Source organism: Trichococcus sp. ES5, from assembly GCF_900067165.1.
GTDB lineage: Bacteria > Bacillota > Bacilli > Lactobacillales > Aerococcaceae > Trichococcus > Trichococcus flocculiformis.
The window spans coordinates 9,383-25,922 of the sequence record NZ_FJND01000032.1; the positions used below are offsets into that span (position 1 = coordinate 9,383).

General features: G+C 46.3%; 10 protein-coding genes, 2 pseudogenes, 1 riboswitch and 1 other annotated feature. Of the genes and pseudogenes, 4 read left to right on the forward strand and 8 right to left on the reverse strand.

Translation table 11 applies throughout. The annotated features are described in order from the left end of the window. From TES5_RS14080 to TES5_RS14100, 5 genes and pseudogenes are all read right to left on the reverse strand, one after another. Positions 1–318 (reverse strand): annotated as a pseudogene (locus TES5_RS14080) (transposase); the annotation flags it as partial. A 213-nt stretch (positions 319–531) separates the two neighbouring features. Beyond that, positions 532–963 carry a GatB/YqeY domain-containing protein gene (locus TES5_RS14085; RefSeq protein WP_068562618.1) on the reverse strand — a complete coding sequence of 144 codons (432 nt, stop codon included), beginning with the start codon at positions 961–963 and terminating at the stop codon, positions 532–534. Positions 964–1,252: 289 nt separating this feature from the next. Then, the gene (gene pepV / locus TES5_RS14090; RefSeq protein ID WP_068562619.1) at positions 1,253–2,656 is read right to left on the reverse strand and encodes a dipeptidase PepV; all 1,404 of its coding nucleotides are present in this window, start codon (positions 2,654–2,656) and stop codon (positions 1,253–1,255) included. 101 nt (positions 2,657–2,757) lie between these two features. Further along, positions 2,758–3,501 (reverse strand): pseudouridine synthase, encoded by a 744-nt coding sequence (locus TES5_RS14095; protein WP_068562620.1) that lies wholly within the window; start codon positions 3,499–3,501, stop codon positions 2,758–2,760. A 61-nt stretch (positions 3,502–3,562) separates the two neighbouring features. Continuing rightward, the gene (locus tag TES5_RS14100; RefSeq protein ID WP_068562621.1) at positions 3,563–5,221 is read right to left on the reverse strand and encodes a putative polysaccharide biosynthesis protein; all 1,659 of its coding nucleotides are present in this window, start codon (positions 5,219–5,221) and stop codon (positions 3,563–3,565) included. 322 nt (positions 5,222–5,543) lie between these two features. Here TES5_RS14100 and TES5_RS14105 point away from each other — a divergent pair, with 322 nt between their 5' ends. Then, on the forward strand, positions 5,544–6,773 hold the full coding sequence (locus tag TES5_RS14105) for a LysM peptidoglycan-binding domain-containing protein (RefSeq protein ID WP_068562622.1): 1,230 nt from the start codon (positions 5,544–5,546) through the stop codon (positions 6,771–6,773). Positions 6,774–6,845: 72 nt separating this feature from the next. Here the strand turns inward: TES5_RS14105 and leuS are convergent, their stop codons facing one another. Both leuS and TES5_RS14115 read right to left on the reverse strand, forming a co-directional pair. Further along, the gene (gene leuS, locus TES5_RS14110) at positions 6,846–9,260 is read right to left on the reverse strand and encodes a leucine--tRNA ligase (RefSeq protein WP_068562623.1); all 2,415 of its coding nucleotides are present in this window, start codon (positions 9,258–9,260) and stop codon (positions 6,846–6,848) included. An 88-nt stretch (positions 9,261–9,348) separates the two neighbouring features. Beyond that, positions 9,349–9,555: a binding site (T-box leader), on the reverse strand. 88 nt (positions 9,556–9,643) lie between these two features. Next, entirely contained in the window at positions 9,644–12,697 is a 3,054-nt protein-coding gene (locus TES5_RS14115) for a LysM peptidoglycan-binding domain-containing protein (RefSeq protein ID WP_304440625.1), read from the reverse strand. Between the two features lie 322 nt (positions 12,698–13,019). On the opposite strand from TES5_RS14115, the gene TES5_RS14120 reads away from it, so the two are divergent. Together TES5_RS14120 and TES5_RS14125 are read left to right on the forward strand one after the other, a co-directional pair. Further along, positions 13,020–14,012, forward strand: a complete 993-nt coding sequence (locus TES5_RS14120) for a tRNA modification radical SAM protein MnmL/YtqA (RefSeq protein ID WP_232309416.1) — start codon at positions 13,020–13,022, stop codon at positions 14,010–14,012. Then, a complete protein-coding gene (locus TES5_RS14125) occupies positions 13,981–14,562 on the forward strand; it encodes a tRNA 5-(aminomethyl)-2-thiouridylate-methyltransferase MnmM (protein WP_068562626.1) in 582 nt (193 codons plus the stop codon). The genes TES5_RS14120 and TES5_RS14125 overlap by 32 nt, the downstream gene beginning before the upstream one ends. A 56-nt stretch (positions 14,563–14,618) precedes the next feature. Here TES5_RS14125 and metK read toward each other — a convergent pair whose 3' ends face one another. Then, a complete protein-coding gene (gene metK / locus TES5_RS14130) occupies positions 14,619–15,815 on the reverse strand; it encodes a methionine adenosyltransferase (RefSeq protein ID WP_068562627.1) in 1,197 nt (398 codons plus the stop codon). After that, positions 15,813–15,888: riboswitch (SMK box riboswitch) on the reverse strand. Its footprint overlaps the gene before it by 3 nt. Positions 15,889–16,073: 185 nt before the next feature. On the opposite strand from metK, the pseudogene TES5_RS14135 reads away from it, so the two are divergent. Next, positions 16,074–16,540, forward strand: a pseudogene (locus TES5_RS14135) (IS30 family transposase); the annotation flags it as partial.

Genomic DNA, 16,540 nt, shown 5'->3' on the forward strand with positions numbered 1-16,540 from the left:
ATAATGCTCCGGGAAGATGGCCTTTAGGTCCGCGTATACGCCTGTCTGCTTGCCAATTTGATCGAGCAGATAACCTGCCCCATAGAAGATTCTTCGGACTTGCGTCATCGGGATCGGCCCTGGCTTAACTTCCGATGACGCCGGGGCCGGTTTCTTTTTGTACGAACGCGTGGGTATGATTTCACCTGTAACTGGATCGACTTTCCCAATCAGCGTCCTCTTAGCGCGTGATTGTTGCTTTTCCTTATCCCAGTAGGGTTCATTCTGATAGGCATAGGTAATGCCTGTTTTCTTGTTTGTTTGAAAAATAACTGCCATATCAACACTCCTCGTTATATATTATAATATATAACGAGGTTGAAGTAAACAAAAAAACCGCTATATATCAAGCGTTACAACGGTTTTTCGAGTGATTATCGTTACACAATTCGGGAATGCAGGTTGAAAGCTTCGCGGTGGAGAAAACTTGGAAAGGCGTTCAGAAAAGGACCGTGCAGCAAGCGCCGCACAGTCCTTTTCTTATCCGATGCATTATTTTGCCAGAAGTTCCTTGATGATTTTGGATACGAGTGCTTTATCGGCTTTGCCATCCAGCACTTGCATCGAAAATTTCATCGCATCCTTCAATGACATTTCGGCTACACCGTTTTCGGCCAAAAAGAAGCGAACTTCCCGTTCATCCATCATCTTAGGCACATAAGCCTCCAAAATTGCCAACTTTTTCTGATTTTCTTCAATTAGGTCCGTGCGTTCAACTTGCTTTGCAAAAGCGATCGCTTCATTGGTTTTTTTTATGTCCTTCATAAAAACATGGATTTCCTCTGCTTCAGTCATTTCGCGCTTGTTGTCGATAATGAAAGAATCGTATTCCGTTTTGATCAGGCGGAGGACATCTGCCTTCAACGTGTCTTTGTCTTTCCTTGCTTGGATGAAGTCTTTGTTGACTGTTTCTTTCAATGTCATGATTACTGAGCTCCTCTCCGAAATTAGTTATAGACCGCCCCTCATTATGGATTCTTTCCAAGATCAGCGTCCTCCCTTAATTCTAAGGAATAGAATCGGAATTGGCAAATCTGTAACCATTGGCGTCGTTTCATCATTTTCTGAAAAATTCTACTCTATCGTATTTCATCTACTTGAAAACCTATTATCGTGTTAAGGAAGCATCATCAGATGAATTTCACAAAAAAACAGAAATGCTGATTTAACAGCATTTCTGTTTTTGGTGGTATGAAACAATCAGACAGTTTGTTTATTTCAGCAATTCGTACATGGCATCCGCATAAATCGCGGTCGCGCGGAAAAGATCATCCAAAGCGATGAATTCGTTGGCTTGGTGCATCGTGTCGATGCTGTCAGGGAACATCGCCCCATAAGCAACACCGCGCTCCAACAAGCGCCCATAAGTTCCGCCGCCGATGGACTGTTCATGTCCCTTTAAGCCGGTGTGTTTCTCGTAGACAGCCAACAACGTTTTTACCAACGGATCGTCAGCCGGCACGTAATGCGGCAATTTTCCGTGTCCGCCTTTTGCGATCGTCACGCCATAAGTAGCCAAGGCAGCTTCTAACTTAATTTCGATGCCCTCTTCGGAAACGCCTTGCGGATAACGGAAGTTCAACGCCAATTCGCCGCCAGTTGATGGTGTAAAGGTGAAAATGCCGGCATTCATGGTCAATTCGCCCATTACTGAATCCGTGTAAGCCAAATTTAGTTTCTGAGCATCATGCTGCAGATGGATGCGGTCCGCGATCAATTCAAGGAACGTGGCCGCTTGTCCGCCGAAGTTGAACTTGTTCAAGAAAGTGGCAAGATAGGTTCCCGCATTCACGCCGGCAGCCGGATTCATACCATGAGCGGCTTTACCGATCAATTCGATTGTTACTTGTTCTCCAGCTACAGAAATCGTTCCTTTGACTGGATTATTTTCTAGGAAAGCAGCGAATGCCTGTTCAATTTTGTCGGCCTCCGGACTGATGACTACGGCAGTCGCATCCTGAGGGACCATGTTTTCGCGCAGCCCGGCATCAAAACTCAACAACTCGTTCTTTCCGCCTTTGTTGTCGCCTCTGAATTGGACCATGAAAGTCTGCATGCCTTTTTCACCATTGATGATCGGGAACTCTGCATCCGGAGAAAAGCCGAAATCAGGTATCCGCTCGTTTTCAAGATAGTGGTCCATGCATTTCCAACCGCTCTCTTCATCCGTACCGATGATGACGCGGACCTTTTTGGAAATAGGCAGCTTCAGGTCGCGGATGATCTTCAATGCATAGTAGGCAGCCATCGTAGGCCCTTTATCATCGCTCGATCCGCGGGCGTAGATGCGGTCATCAATGATCACGGGGACAAAAGGATCCGTATCCCAGCCGGTCCCGGTAGGCACAACATCGACGTGGCCGAATACGCCCATCAATTCTTCACCTTCGCCAAATTCGATATGTCCGGCCAGATTGCCGACATTTTTCGTGATGAAACCGTCCCGTTCACCGATAGCCAAGAAAGCTTCCAAAGCTTCTTTAGGGCCTGGTCCGACCGGTGCATCAGGAGTTATTTTCGAATCATCCCTTACACTGTCGATCCGCAATAATGTGAATAAGTCCTCCAACAGTTCCGTTTTTCTGATTTCCACTTCTTTTTTCCAATTGATTTCCATGAACGCACATCCTAACTTAAAATATCATGCTATCATCATATCACTTTTGGCAAAATATCCAAATAAAAGCTTGGTATTTTGGCCCTACCGAAGACAAAATCTTAGCCTTTTTTAATCGACTCCGGCAGATGTTCCCGCAATGCCGCAAGTTCCTCATCGCGCAACGGACGGTAATCACCTTTTGCCAGTTGCTCATCCAAACGAAGAGGCCCCATCGTCAACCGTTTCAGGAAAGTGACCTCTTTTCCGCAGGCCAGCACCATCCGTTTCACCTGATGGAACTTCCCTTCTTTGATCGTTATTTCTACCTCCGAACTGTCCCTTTCTTCATCGTAGCCCAGGACTTCAAGTTTGGCCGGCAAACAACGGTAGCCGTCTTCCAGAATGATCCCTTCTGCGAAGGCCTTTTGGTCCTCTTCCGTCATCCGTCCCGCTACTTCAGCGAAATAGACCTTGTCCACATGCCGTTTCGGCGACAACAGGAAGTGTGCTAATTGGCCGTCGTTCGTCAGCAGCAACAGACCTTCCGTATCTTTGTCGAGACGACCGACAGGAAAGAGCTCTTGCTGATGCAGTTCAAACGCCAATAGGTCGATGACCGTTTTTTGATGGTTATCCTCTGTTGCACTGAGGACACCCTGCGGTTTGTTCATCATCAAGTACATGTATTCCTGATAGTTGACCGGTTCACCTCCTACAAGAACAGTGTCCTTTTCGCTGTCCACTTTGGCTTCAGCTTTTGTTTCAACTTTCCCGTTCACTGTCACCCATTTCTTTTTCAATAATCCTTTGACTTCTTTTCTGGATCCGAATCCGGAATTCGACAGCAGTTTGTCCAAACGCATGTGTTTTCTCCTTTATAAACCAAAAAGCACCCACTAAGGCTGCTTTTCGGTTTTATTTATTTTATTTGATGCGCATTTTTCTGCGCAGGCCGTTCGCTTTAACACCCAAAATGTCATCAGCGATGCGCAATTTCAGGGTCAGAAATAAGTAAACGAAGCCTCCGACTGCCGCTACGATGGCGACTACCACCAATGCTGTCAATTTGCGATCGATTGGGATGACCAGCATACTGGTTTTCAAGGCGATGAACGCGCAGGCCGTCATGACCAAGGCCACTGCCAAAATTTTCCCGGTTTTCCGCAATGTATCAACCAGACCGAAATGGGTCAGGTGATAGATTTTCCAACCGCTCAACAGTACAGTCACGATAAAACCGATCGTCGTCGCAACCAAAGCGCCTGCCGTATCGAACAAAGCCAACATCGGATACTGCATGATTGCTTTGACAACAAGCCCTACCAGTAGATAGGAGATCATTGTTTTATGGCGACTCAAAGACTGCAAAATCGATCCGAGCACCGTGAAAAGTCCCAATACAATGCTCATCAGAGCCGATACCGCTAATAGTGTAGGACCTACCGGATGAAGCGGATAGAACACGTTGTAGATCGGTTCTGAAACGATCATCATCCCAAAAGCTGCCGGCAACATGATGAATGCGAAAAGCTGGATGATCTCCCTCACCTGGCTCTGCAGTACACGAAAGTTTCCTTTCGTGTACTCGGCGGCAATTAGAGGCACCGCAGCCGTAGCCATGCCGACCGCCAACGAAACGATGATCATGATCAATTTGTCGGCGTTGAAACTGAACAGTCCGAATAAATCCTCGATTTCTTTGCCGGAGTAGCTCGTCAAGTTCACCATCATCGGTTTGAACGTCACCTGATCGATCAACTTGGCGAAAGTGATGCCTGAACCGATCAGGATGAATGGAATCGATTCCTGCAGCATGCTCTTGATGGCCGCAGTCGTCTGGATGTTGCTTGAAGGTTCACTGTTGGCGATCAACGGTTGATATTCCGCCATCTTCTTTTTGTAATAAAAAAGAAGGATGATGGTTGCAACAATCGCACCCACGAACGCCGCGAAAGTGGAGTGCGCAACCGCTGTGGCGATGTTGCCATCCAGCAGTTGCATCACGATGTAGGTGGCTCCCAAAAGGTACACTACCCTACCGATCTGTTCGAACACTTGTGAAATCGCTGAAGGCACCATATCCTGATAGCCTTGGAAAAAACCGCGCATCAAGCTCATGCCCGGCACCAGCAATAAGGCGGGAGCTAACGCCCGGATCACCAACGCCCCGTCTTCAGGCGAAGCCGCCGGACTGTTCTCAGCGATCATCGGTGCCAATCCGTACATCAAGGCGGCACTGACCGCACCCGTCAAAAGCATGAAGAACATGCTCTTCTTGAAGATGTCGATCCCGGTACGGTATTGATTTTTGGCATTGTACTGGGCTACTTGCTTGGACATCGCTGCCGGGAAGCCTGCTATACCGATTGAAAGGAAAAGCTGATAAGGTGTATAGCCTATCGAATAAAGGGCATTGGCTGTATTGGCCGCATCAGTCGATCCCATCAAAGCATTCCACGGGATGATATAGAGTGCGCCGATCAATCGGGAAAAAATGCTCCCGAAAGTCATCCAAAAAGTCCCCTGTACCATCTTATTGTTTGTTGTTTCATTTTCTTCTTTGACATTTCTATCTGTTGACATGTGCAACCTGCTTTCTTCCTGATGAATGAAAGAGAATAATAATACCATCACTCAAGTATTTTACCAAATATCCGTTTTTTTTCAATCTATAGTAGACTTATTTTGCAAAATCCTAACAATTTCAGAATAATCCCTGACATTTCCAGGTCGAACGTCCCATCGATTTGCATGCGTTTTCATACCATCACCTGAACGTTTATGGTAAAATGTAAGTGTGGAAAAGAACTGAGCCAATCCAGTTTTTGTCAAAATCTCAAATCACCGCCACTTGGCTTTCACTTCAACCCTGTCGATCAGGCTGCAATAGAAAAGAGGAATAAAAATGAACACCTCAAGAAAGGCGTTCAGACGTTTATTCGGAGTCATCCTTTCGCTCCTGCTTCTCTTCACCCTTTCGGCAACCCCTGCTTTGGCCGCTACCTCGCAAATTATTTATCAAGGTTCGACATCCAATAAGGTTGTTGCCTTAACGTTTGATGATGGATCGGACGGATATAACATCCAATCAATTCTGAACACATTATCAGCCAATAACATAAAAGCCACTTTCTTCCTCACCGGTCAAGGTGCTGAAAATCATCCGCAGGCAATCAAGAACATTGTCTCAGCTGGCCATGACATCGGAAACCACTCCTATAATCATCCGGATTTCACAACCGTAGCAACGACCGAAATGACAAACCAACTCACCCGAACCGAAACGATCATCACGAATCTCACCGGCAAGAGCACAAAACCGTTTTTCCGCGCTCCATTCGGATCCTATAACAGTACCGTCCTACAAACTATCGGAAACGCCGGCTACACTTACACGTTCCAGTGGACTATCGATTCGCTCGACTGGACAGGGAATTCAGCCACTGACATCTACAACCGCGTCATCAATAATATCGTACCTGGAGCCATCGTTCTGATGCACACCGGTTACGGCGCCAACGGGACGACTGCCGCATTGCCGAACATCATCTATCAGTTGCGTGCGATGGGCTACTCGTTTGTGACCCTTTCCCAACTTATGAACACTACAAGCACTCCGGGAACAGGAACGGGAACGAGCTACACAGTCAAAGCCGGGGATACGCTCTATGCCATCGCTTTGCGGTATGGTGTGACTGTCCAAGCGATTGTTAACGCCAATGGCTTGACTAATGCCAACCTGATCCGCGTCGGACAAGTGTTGACGATTCCGGGAACAGGCACACCGACTACCCCTACGACTCCAACAACAGGGACAAGTTACACAATCAAAGCCGGGGATACGCTCTATGCCATCGCCTTGCGGTATGGGGTGACGGTTCAACAGATCGTTACCGCTAATAACATCACCAACGCCAATCTGATCAGTATCGGTCAAGTATTGACGATACCTGGCACAGGAACGCCGACGACTCCAACTACGCCTACAACCGGCACGTCTTATACGGTCAAAGCCGGAGACACTTTATATGCAATTGCGCTTCGCTACGGTGTAACCATCACCCAGCTCGTTAACGCCAACGGCATAGCCAATCCGAACCTTATCCGGGTCGGTCAGGTGCTGATCATCCCTTAAGCATAACACAGAAAAAAAAAAAGAACGCACACCCCAAAGATGAAGGTGTGTGTTCTTTTTGATATGTTAAGATTAATTCGCTACAATATTGACCAATTTGCCTGGGATGGCGATTGTTTTCCTTACCGTTTTACCTTCGATGCCCTCTTTGATGATGCTGTTTTCCAATGCCATCGCGATCATGTCATCATTTGAAATATCGGACGGAACCATTTCTTTGGTTTTTACTTTGCCGTTGATCTGGAATACCACTTCGATCTCGGCTTCGACAAGGAAAGCTTCATCATATGTTGGCCATGCAACGTAAGAAATGCCTTCCGGTTTGCCCAGTTTCACCCAAAGTTCTTCACTGAAGTGCGGTGCGATCGGCGCAAGCAACTGAATAAAGCCGGTAACGTATTCGAACGGCAATGCGTCCACTTTGTAGGCTTCATTGATGAAGATCATCATCTGCGAGATTGCCGTATTGAAGTGCAGATTATCGTAATCCTCGGTTACCTTCTTGACTGTCTGATGGTAAACCTTGTCCAATTCATGCGTGTTGATGGTTGTGATGCGGTCCCGCATTTTATCGTTTTCATCCAGAAGTAAGCGCCAAATGCGATCCAGGAACTTACGGCTGCCTTCGATGCCGCCCTCGCTCCATGTCGATGATGCATCCAACGGTCCCATGAACATTTCGTACATGCGGAGTGTATCTGCGCCATATCTTTCCACGATGTCATCCGGATTGACAACATTTCCTTTTGATTTGGACATTTTTTCATTGTTTTCGCCCAAGATCATGCCTTGGTTGTACAATTTTTGGAACGGCTCTTTCGTTGGAACGATACCGATATCGTAAAGGAATTTATGCCAGAAGCGCGCATACAACAGATGAAGCACCGCATGCTCGGCTCCGCCTATATAAAGATCGACGTTCTGCCAGTAGTCCAATCTTTCTTTTGAAGCAAGGTCGTTGCGGTTATGCGGATCCATGAAGCGCAGGAAGTACCATGAGCTGCCAGCCCATTGCGGCATTGTGTTGGTTTCACGTCTGCCTTTCATGCCAGTCACCGGATCGACGACATTGACCCACTCATCGATGACGGCAAGCGGAGATTCCCCAGTGCCGCTCGGTTTCACCTGATCGGTCTTCGGCAACAGCAACGGCAATTCATTCTCGTGAACTGTTGTCGATGTGCCATCTTCCCAGTGTATGACAGGGATCGGTTCGCCCCAATATCTCTGTCTCGAGAACAACCAATCACGCAGACGATAGGAAATCACTTTTTCACCCAATCCGTTTTCGGACAGCCAGTCGTTCATCTTCGCGATCGCTGTCGCTTTATCCAATCCGTTCAAGAAGTCGGAGTTGATGTGTAGGCCATCTTCCGTGTAGGCTTCCTCTTCGACGTTTCCGCCTTCAAGAACCGGAATGATCTCCAAGTCGAATTTTTTGGCAAATTCATAATCACGCGTATCATGGGCAGGGACAGCCATGATGGCGCCGGTTCCGTATGTCGCCAAAACATAATCGGCGATCCAGATTGGGATTTCTTTGCCATTGACTGGATTGATTGCATAAGCGCCTGTGAATACGCCGGTCTTTTCTTTCGCAAGCTCCGTACGGTCCAGATCGCTCTTCAGTGAAATGGAATCGATATAAGCGTTGACAACTTCGGCTTGTTGATTGGACATGATTTCCTTCACCAACGGTAATTCTGGCGCCATGACCGCATATGTCGCGCCATACAAGGTATCCGGTCTGGTCGTGAAGACCGTAAATTCCTTATCCGAATCTTTGATTTTGAAAGTAACGTTCGAACCTTCAGAACGTCCGATCCAGTTCCGTTGCATCTCCTTGATACTTTCAGGCCAATCCACCAATTCCAGATCATCCAGCAAGCGTTCTGCATAAGCAGTGATTTTCAGCATCCACTGTCTCATCGGTTTACGGTAAACCGGATGGCCGCCTCGTTCGCTGACGCCGTCTACGACTTCTTCGTTGGCAAGGACGGTACCCAATGCCGGACACCAGTTGACGGAAACTTCCGCCTCATAGGCCAAACCTTGTTCATACAATTTTGTGAAGATCCATTGCGTCCATTTGTAGTAGCTTGGATCCGTCGTATTGATTTCGCGGCTCCAGTCATAACTGAATCCAAGCGATTGGATCTGGCGCTTGAAAGTTTTGATGTTAAGCTCGGTAAAATCAGCCGGATCGTTACCAGTATCCAGCGCATATTGCTCAGCCGGCAAACCGAAAGCATCCCACCCCATCGGATGCAATACATTGAAACCTTGTGCGCGTTTTGCACGGGCAACGATATCCGTTGCCGTGTAGCCCTCCGGATGGCCTACATGCAAGCCTTGTCCGGAGGGGTAAGGGAACATATCCAATACATAATATTTCGGTTTCCCGCCCGCTTCGGTCGTTTTGAAGGTGCGGTTGTCTGCCCAATATTTCTGCCATTTTTTCTCGATCGTTTTATGCGTATAACCCATTTCCAGCAACATCCTTTTCTTTTCATTCATCCAAACAGGCGATGGCCATAAAAAAAGTCCTATAGGCAACGTCCATCACTGGTTCTGCCTATAGGACGAAATGTTCGCGGTACCACCTATATTGAATGTCTTTGCATTCCTTATCATGCCTGTAACGCAGCGATGCGGTCCCGCTTACTGATGCTTTCGGCGGAACAACTCAAAGGCGAGTTCAAAAGGCTCTTTGTGCATTTTCACCACCCATGCACTCTCTTCAAAAAAGCTGCTCTCTACTATTCCTTCTCTATGTCTGTTTCAGTTATGAATTGATTCATCTGCTATTTTAACAAATAAAACTCATTTCATCAAGACTTGATGCCTTCAAGCGTGATTCAGTTGATTACTTAAAAAGTGATGACTTGTCCGACATAAATGACGTTGGAAGTCATATCATTCGCTTCGATCAAAGCTGCTAAGCTAACACCCTTTTTCTTGGCGATGCTGTACAAAGTGTCGCCTTTTTGGACAGTATAAGTATTGCCGGATGCCTCAGGCGCACTTGTGGTCGGCGCTGTTGTCTGCGTTGAACTCGTCGTTGCAGCCAACTTCAAGGATTGGTTCACAAAAATGATATCCGTGTTCAGGTTGTTCCAAGCCTTCAATTCAGCAACCGAAACACCATTAGCGGAGGCTATTTTATAAAGCGTGTCCCCTTTTTGGACCGTATACACTTTATTCACGACTGTCGGAACAGAAGGCTTCGTCACAGTCGGTGGCGTTACGTTTGTGGAATTGTTCCCATTCGCAACTGATTTTGTTACTTTCAAGGATTGACCCGGATAAATATAATCGGAACTCAGATTGTTCAGAGTCTTCAATTCAGCTACACTCAATCCGTTCGCATTCGCGATTTTCCAAAGCGTATCGCCGGATGCTACCGTGATTGTGCTTGCAGTCGAAGGCGTTGTCGGCACAGCTGGATTGCTTGGCTGCGTCACACTCGGCGTTGTCGTCGTTTTTTTAACCAACAATGTTTGCCCCGGAACGATGACATCACTCGTCAGGTTGTTCAGAGTCTTCAATTCAGCTACACTCAATCCGTTCGCATTCGCAATTTTCCAAAGCGTATCGCCGGATGCTACCGTGATTGTGCTTGCAGTCGAAGGTGTTGTCGGCACAACTGGCGCAGTTGGCGGCGTGACACTCGGCGTTGTCGTAGTTTGTTTAACCAACAATATTTGGCCTGGGACGATGACATCACTCGTCAGGTTGTTCAGAGTCTTCAATTCAGCTACACTCAATCCGTTCGCATTCGCAATTTTCCAAAGCGTGTCGCCGGATGCCACCGTTATAGAAGTTGTTCCAGGGGTCACTGTCGGCGTGGAAGGTTTGTTTGGCGTATCTGTGCCCGCGCTCTTCAAAATCAGTACTTGACCTGTCATAATAGCGTCACTTGTCAAGTTATTCATTTTTTTTAATTCCGCAACGGTCAATCCGTTCGCATTCGCAATCTTCCACAAAGTATCTCCGGATACGACAACGACACTGTTGCCGTTGGATGGTGTAGTTGGCGTTGTTGCTCCAGGGGTTCCAGTAGTGATACCGTTGATGTAGTTCATTGGGTTGACGACAGCCCCATTTTCCTGCACTTCGAAATGCAGATGGACGCCTGTCGAGCTGCCGGTTGTTCCCATCACGCCGATTTTTTTTCCTTGGCTGACGGTCTGTCCTACGGATACCGATAGACCAGATTGCATATGCGCATACAACGTTTTGATGGTCACGCCGTTAATTTTGCCGTGGTTGATGACGACATAGTTGCCGTAGCTGTAATGATAAGTCGCGACTTCCACTACGCCTGTCTGAGCCGCGGAAATGGTACCACTCCCTGCGATATCAACACCTCGATGGAATTCCTGTGCCCCATTTATAGGAGATGTACGGTATCCGAAGGGAGATGAAATGTATCCACTGGCTGGTTTGATGAAAGCACCTGTGATAGTAGTGCCTGTATTCGTTCCAGTAGTTGGTGCTGACGTGCCAACAGTCTTCAAGACTTGACCCGGATAGATTGCATCGGAAGTCAAACTGTTTGCGGCTTTGAGTGCGGCAACGGTCATGTTGGTTGCATTCGCAATCGACCACAATGTATCACCCGATTTAACCGTGTATGATTGGGTAGTTGTTTGACCAGCATTGCTGTTTGATTCATTTTCGGTCTTATCTGGAGCAGTCGTTGTTGTTTTAACCAGTAACAATTTTTGGCTAACAAAGATTGTATCACTCGTCAACGCATTCAAACTTTTCAACTCACCAACCGTCAAGCCGTTTGCTGCAGCTATTTTGTAAAGGGTATCGCCACCAACTACCGTATATTCTGAAGTTGGAGTGGTTGGTGCTTTTTCTGCATCCGTATCGCCATCAGGGTTGTTTCCCTCGACTATAACGCTGTCAGGCAACACCAAACGATCTCCCACATAGATCATATTGGAAGTCAGTTTATTCAGCGTCAACAGATCCACTAATGAAATTCCATACTTTTTAGCGATTGCATAAAGCGTGTCGCCGGATTGAACGACATGGAAAGCCTCCCCCGCTTGAACCGGAGCATCCGGTGTATCAACTTCTTCCGAATCTTCTTCAGGTTCACTTGGTTTATCTTGTTCTCCAGTATCTTCGTCTGAATTCTCGGGCAGGTCGACATTCGGCAGGTCAGGACTATCAGTAGGCGTTTCAAAATCGACATTGCCTGCATCCGGGTTTTCGACTTCCTCGTCATCTACAAGTAGATAGTTATCATATTGATCTAAACCGTATTGTGCAATGATTCTGTTCAACTTGGCACTGTAGGCTGTATCCGTAGCATAGCGACCGGTCAAATAAGCTGTTGCATCTTGGTAAGAGGCTGCATTGCTTTTCCAAGCACCGGCATAATAATTCGGATTCCAACTCGTTCCATTCGCAAGAAGATTTGCATAATCCTGCAAGGATTCGGCATAGGAAGGATATTTTCTGAATTCAGCATTGATTGGGTAGTAATTCTGCCCGCCGCTATCCTCCAGTGTTCCCATGTTGACAGATTCTCCGTCATAGTTCCCTTTGATCCCGAATAGATTATAGTTGGGAGTAGAAGCTAAAGCGCTGGTACCCCAACCGCTTTCAAGGATGGCTTGAGCCATCATCACAGAGGCATAAAGATCATTTTTGGCAGCGATTATGGTCGCGGAAGGGATGATCTGGTTCAAAAAAGGATTGGTGGAATATACTTGTGTATCCTTTGTTCCGAGCGCAGTCTTCTCTGCTGCCAGAACCAGTTCGACTGGCTTCACGACAGTTGTCACGAATAAGGATGTACTCAATACCGCTACGCTGCGTTTCAGTCTTTTATTCGTAGTGATAAAAGAATTGATTAGTTGTTCTTTTTTCTTTTGGTTGATGCGTTCGTTTCTGGATAACACCAAAATATACCACTCCTTGTATCAAAAATACTGCCTATGTGGCAGTGAAAACGTCTGGTTTTTTATCAATGATGGAAAAATAATTTAAATTTCTTTTAAGAAATAATCCAACACACCTATTATATGTTTGTTTATCACATTTTTGAATGGATTTCATAATCATATTTAATATTTAATAATTGAAATAAATCTGTAACAAACCTTTCCGCGAACAAAATGTAATCCCTTTCCCCATTAAACTTCTCCTGAAATCCGGAAAAGCCATCAAATAGACTACTGACAGACCAAAAATCATGATAAAATGGATGATGAGGTGAAAGTATTGACAAATCAATTTTTATACAGCGACACGAATAAACGTTACCATACATGGAATTATCATCTGCAACAACACTTTGGCGAAAAGATTTTCAAAGTAGCCATCGATGGCGGTTTTGATTGCCCAAACCGCGACGGCACTGTTGCACGCGGCGGCTGCACCTTCTGCACCGTTTCCGGATCCGGCGATTTTGCCCAGGACAGGGTCGATCCTCTGCCTGTCCAATTGCGCAAAGGCATTGATATGATGCACAAAAAATGGCCGAATGTAAAAAGCTACATCGCCTATTTCCAGAACTTCACCAATACGCACGCACCGGTTGACATTCTGCGCCACCGCTATGAACAGGTCGTAAACGAGGACGGTGTGGTCGGCATCATGATTGCAACGCGCCCGGACTGCCTGCCGCCGGAAACAATCGCGTACTTAGCTGAACTGAACAAGCGCTATTATATATGGGTGGAATTGGGACTTCAGACCATCCATGAGGAAACAAGCAAAATCATCAACCGCGCGCATTCCTATGATACCTACCTGAAGGCGGTCGATGAACTGCGTGCGCACAATATTCCGGTATGTACCCATCTCATCAACGGTCTTCCGGGAGAAACTCATGAGATGATGATGGAGAGCGTCAAACGTGTTATCCTGGATTCGGACATTCAAGGCATCAAAATCCATTTACTGCATTTGATGAAAAACACAAAAATGCTTCGGGACTACCATCAAGGACGGCTACGTTTGTTAGAGAAAGACGAATATGTTGGGCTTGTCTGCGATCAGCTCGAAGTCATTCCGGAAAAAATCGTCATCCACCGGATTACGGGAGATGCTCCGCGTGACACGCTTGTCGGCCCGATGTGGAGCCTCAAAAAATGGGAAGTGCTGAACGCAATCGACCATGAGCTGGAGCGCCGCAATACCTATCAAGGAATCCACAATATCAGAAATAAGGGTGAGGAACATGTTATTGTCCGCAGTGGACTTCAGTCATAGTTTGCTGAAGGAAACAGTCTGTAAAGGAGATTTAGTCATTGATGCCACTGTCGGAAACGGCAGCGATACCGTCCTTTTGGCTACACTGGTCGGTCCGACAGGCAAAGTGATCGGTTTTGACGTCCAGAAACAAGCCGTCGAAAATACTGCACAAAAACTATTGTTGGCAGGACTGACGGATCAGGTTACCCTTCTTCATCAAGGGCATGAAACCCTTGGGGATGTGCTGGCCGACAATGCAAAAATCGGCGGTGCCATCTTCAACTTAGGATACCTGCCAGGATCCGATAAAACGATCATCACCAAAAAAAATACGACCATCCGTGCCATCGAAGCCTTGCTCCCGAAATTGCGGATCGGCAGTTACATTCTCTTAGTCGTGTACAGTGGGCATCCTGGCGGCATGGAAGAAAAGAATGCCCTGCTTGATTACTGCAGTAGCTTGAATCAATCCTTATTCAAGGTACTGCAGTACGGCTTCATCAATCAGATCAATCATCCGCCGTTCTTGATTGCCATCGAAAAAAAGAAAACTCCTTACATGAAATAGAAAAAAGGAAGGCGTTCCGGCAAATGACCGCAACGCTTTCCTTTTTTTGCTTGCTTTTATTTGTTCGCTTGAACATATGAAAGCAAAGCTTCTGTTTTGTCTGTCTTTTCCCAAGTGAAGTCAGCATCTTCACGGCCAAAATGTCCGTAGGCTGCCGTCTTTTTAAAGATAGGACGACGCAGATCCAACATTTGAATGATGCCAGCTGGCGTCAAGTTGAAGTTTTTGCGCACTGCCTCTATCAAAGTGGCTTCGGGATATTCGCTTGTACCGAATGTATCGATCGCAATCGATACTGGTTCAGCAACTCCGATCGCATAGGCCAATTGGATTTCACATTTTGTCGCCAATCCAGCCGCAACAATGTTCTTCGCAATGTAACGGGCCGCATAACTTGCAGAACGATCCACTTTTGTAGCATCCTTACCTGAGAAAGCACCGCCACCATGACGCGCATACCCACCATAAGTATCAACGATGATTTTTCTCCCAGTCAGACCGGAATCGCCTTTAGGTCCTCCAATGACAAAGCGACCAGTAGGATTGATGAAGTATTTCGTATCAGCATCCAACAAGGCATCGTCGATGACCACATGGATGACATGCTCCAAAATATCTTTTTTCAATTGTTCCAACGTGACATTCTCATCATGTTGCGTGCTCAAAACGATTGTGTCCACACGTTTCGGTTTGCCGTCTTCGTCGTATTCCACGGTGACTTGCGTTTTTCCGTCCGGTCTTAAATATTCCAAAGTACCGTCTTTGCGGACTTCAGATAAACGTTTCGCTAATTTATGACTAAGCGAAATAGGTAATGGCATCAGTTCTTCCGTTTCGTTGATGGCAAAACCGAACATCAACCCTTGATCCCCTGCCCCGATTTCATTGTAGTCCGTAGTCACCAGTTCTCTGCGCTCCAGTGATTCGTTGACACCGATTGCGATATCGTCGGATTGTTCGTCCAAGGATACCATAACGGCCAAATTATCCGCATCGAAACCAAATTTACCCCGCGTATAACCAATTTCAGTTACAGTATCGCGGACGATCTGCTGGATATTTACGTATGCGCTTGTCGTGATTTCTCCGAAGACAACCACCAGTCCGGTCGTGACTATCGTTTCGCAAGCAACACGCGCGTTTGGATCTGCAGCCAACAACGTATCCAAAATTGCATCGCTGATCTGATCTGCGATTTTATCTGGATGACCCTCAGTCACTGATTCTGAAGTAAATAATCTTTTTTCTACCATTTCTCATTCCCCCATTTTTTGGTTACAAGGCGTCTTCACATATTGTGAATCCTATCGGGATATTGCAATTAGCCTCTGAAATGCAACATGTCTAATATACGCTATCATCGCTAAAAAAGCAACATAAAATAAGAAGATTTCATCTTTGTATCATAGAGGTAAATTGTAAAATGAAATGCATAAGGAAATAAACAAAAAAAATCATGTAGATACGATATACTTGTTAGCAACCAAACCAAAAGTATAAGGGGTATCTACATGACCAAAAATAATTGTATCACAGAAAAGCGCACCTTCAAACAACTTACTGACATCCAACGCGGAATGCTGGAACAGATGGCGAAAAGCGGCACCTATAAACAAGCTGAAATGGTGCGAGAATTAGGGGTCAGCCAACCCACTGTTTCTCGTGAGTTGAAACGCGGTAGAACGCGCCAGCTTGACTATAAGCGCAATTATTACGAGCAGTATATTGCCGCCTCAGGCGCACGGGTTTATAAAGAAAATCGTGAGAACTCGCATGCGCGGGATCATAATAAATATTCTGCGGCTTTCCTTGCTGCCTTACCTGAAAATCTAGCACCCAAGAAGGGGTTGCGGATTCATAGTGTGGATACTTTTGTACACTCTTATAGAAAGTTGCACCCTGACGAACGCGTACCATGCACGAAGACCGTTTACGCTTTGATAAATGCTGCCGTACTTCCAATCCGTAATATCGATTT

Excerpts from the sequence above, each read along its gene's own strand:
- pepV (WP_068562619.1), bottom strand. The coding sequence starts at position 2,656 with ATGGAAATCAATTGGAAAAAAGAAGTGGAAATCAGAAAAACGGAACTG.
- TES5_RS14105 (WP_068562622.1), top strand. The coding sequence starts at position 5,544 with ATGAACACCTCAAGAAAGGCGTTCAGACGTTTATTCGGAGTCATCCTT.
- TES5_RS14100 (WP_068562621.1), bottom strand. The coding sequence starts at position 5,221 with ATGTCAACAGATAGAAATGTCAAAGAAGAAAATGAAACAACAAACAAT.
- metK (WP_068562627.1), bottom strand. The coding sequence starts at position 15,815 with ATGGTAGAAAAAAGATTATTTACTTCAGAATCAGTGACTGAGGGTCAT.
- leuS (WP_068562623.1), bottom strand. The coding sequence starts at position 9,260 with ATGGGTTATACGCATAAAACGATCGAGAAAAAATGGCAGAAATATTGG.
- TES5_RS14125 (WP_068562626.1), top strand. The coding sequence starts at position 13,981 with ATGTTATTGTCCGCAGTGGACTTCAGTCATAGTTTGCTGAAGGAAACA.
- TES5_RS14085 (WP_068562618.1), bottom strand. The coding sequence starts at position 963 with ATGACATTGAAAGAAACAGTCAACAAAGACTTCATCCAAGCAAGGAAA.
- TES5_RS14095 (WP_068562620.1), bottom strand. The coding sequence starts at position 3,501 with ATGCGTTTGGACAAACTGCTGTCGAATTCCGGATTCGGATCCAGAAAA.